Here is a 2,202-nt window from a genome sequence, read left to right on the forward strand (position 1 = left end):
TATAAATGTCAACGTCTTTATGTACAATTTCGTTCGCTTAATAATGCTCACTATTGCTCACTTCATCAGCCACAGTTTGTTCTGACCGATGGTCTTTCAATCGATAAGAGTCCCCGGTGATTGGCACCACGGTTGCGTGGTGTAGAATCCTATCCAAGATGGCGTTTGCCAGTTTCGGATCGACGAACACCTCCTCCCATGAGCCGAAGTTGATGTTCGTGGTCAGGATCGTGCTCTTTTTTTCGTACCGCTGGTCGATGAGTTGGAAAAAGATTTTGGCGTCCTCTGCGTCGATTGGGAGATACCCAATCTCATCGATGATCAAGAGGCGATATCTGGAGAAGTGTTTCAGCTTGCTCTCCAAGCGGTTCTCCTGCTTCGCGGTCCGCAACTTTTGGATAAGGTCGTGGCACTTCGTGAAATAAGTGTTATGGCGGGCGAGCGCCGCCGTCACCCCGATTGATGTCGCGAGGTGCGTCTTCCCGACACCGCTCGGGCCTAGGAACACCACGTTCTCGTTCCGCTCGATGAAGCGAAGCGTATGAAGGTCTAGGATCTGTTCCCGGTTCAAGGACGGCTGGAAAGAGAAGTCGAACGTATCGAGCCCCTTCGGGCTGGGCAGGGCTGCCGATCGAATCATCCGGTGCGTCTTCTGCTTTTCCTGGACGTCGATTTGGTGGTTCGTGAGCTTGACGAGCACCTCGGTCAGCGACGCCCCGCTCTGAATCCCGAAGTCGATTACCTCATCGAGGTGGATAGCCATCTGATCGAGGTTGAGTGACATGAGGTTCTCTCGTAGCTGCTTGTAGCTGTTCGTCTCCCTCATGACCGGTACCTCTCGTCCATGAGCTGCAGGTTGCGCCGAGCCATCTCGTCGATGCCGCCCCGGTCGCCGACCGTCTGGCTAAGCTGTTGAAGATAATGGTGCTCCAGATAGTTCAATTTGTTGTCGCTAAGACGATGTTGGGCGATCGGTTTCGTGTTATGATAAATCCACAAGTAATCGTCATGCACCTCGAGTGCCACCCGTTCGCCTTCATATCCGGTTGGTACGGAATACTGGTTCGAGCGGTACGAGACCATGTTGGAGTGGTTCACCTTGGCCCGGGCGTGCTTGATGCGATAGGAATCTCTTACTCGTTCAGTTGGTAGCTGGAGTAGGAGGTTCCTTTCTTTTTGTAGCTCCAGAATCGGGATCTTTCCGGTCCCTTGATGGATCTCGCTATTGATTCGTCTACACAGTCTCTCGATGTAGTCGTGCAGCTCCTCGAGGTTATATTTGCCCTGGTAGGCGTGAATCTCGTCCAAGATTTTCATCGGCGCCTCGACCTTCCCTTTCGTCTGCGGCCGCCCGGCGATGCAAGGTTTCACCTGGAAACCGAAATCCTTCGCGAACTCCTCGAACCGGCGGTTCACGACGCCCTCGCCGTATCGTGTACGCGCCTCCGTCATGACGGTGCTCATATTGTCTGTAACGAGCTCATCGGGAACCCCGTCGAGTTTCTCGAACGCCTGCGTCAAAAACGAGAGGACGACATCTTGCGATTTTGACAGACTGAGGTGGAAGAAACGAAAACGGGAATACGAGAGTATCAGCACCGCCACGTTCACCTCGATCGTCTCGCCGTCGCGTGTCTCGTAACGGATTGACTCTTTCCAGTCTAGTTGCGCCTGTTTGCCGGGGGCCGTCTCGAAGCGGACGTGTTGCCCGGCTGCGGGCATTTTTTTATTCTCGTTGAAATAGGCGGCGAACTCGGGATGCCGTCTGATGTAGCTCCGGAATGTCGAGTCAGCACACTCCAACCCATGGTTGTCTTTCAGGTATTGCCAGAGGATGCGTCGATAATAGAATCGTTGCTTGGAATCCTCCGACAGGAGGGCCCGGATGATCGGATAATACGCATCGATCACCGATTCCCGGTTTCTCGTTGTTGGCTTCTGGTAGCCGTTGAGATATTTATTGACCGTCCTCCGGTCGACACCCATCTCTCTGGCGAGTTGGCTCTTGTTGATTTTCATGTTCATCTTCTCCATCATGTCATTGAATGTCCGTAGGTCCGAAAGTTCGTTTACCTCGAACGTCGTGTCTACGTTTAATTGAATTTGCATAGTCGTTCACCTCGTGAACAAGTATGCGAGAAGGAGACGAAATTGTACATTGTTATCCCAACGTTTTAGGACATCTTAAAACTATCATTTATA

Annotated in this window: 2 protein-coding genes; both read right to left on the bottom strand. The window is 52.2% G+C overall.

The genetic code is table 11. The features are described from left to right. Positions 1-37: 37 nt before the first annotated feature. Positions 38-826, bottom strand: coding sequence for an IS21-like element helper ATPase IstB (istB, locus tag EVJ30_RS14820; RefSeq protein WP_131458834.1), 789 nt, complete (start codon positions 824-826; stop codon positions 38-40). Continuing rightward, a complete protein-coding gene (gene istA / locus EVJ30_RS14825; protein ID WP_131458835.1) occupies positions 823-2,109 on the bottom strand; it encodes an IS21 family transposase in 1,287 nt (428 codons plus the stop codon). Before istA ends, istB begins: the two co-directional genes overlap by 4 nt. Positions 2,110-2,202: the final 93 nt, after the last annotated feature.

Source organism: Exiguobacterium sp. SH5S13 (genome assembly GCF_004337085.1).
In the GTDB taxonomy this organism is placed as follows: Bacteria; Bacillota; Bacilli; order Exiguobacteriales; family Exiguobacteriaceae; genus Exiguobacterium; species Exiguobacterium aurantiacum_A.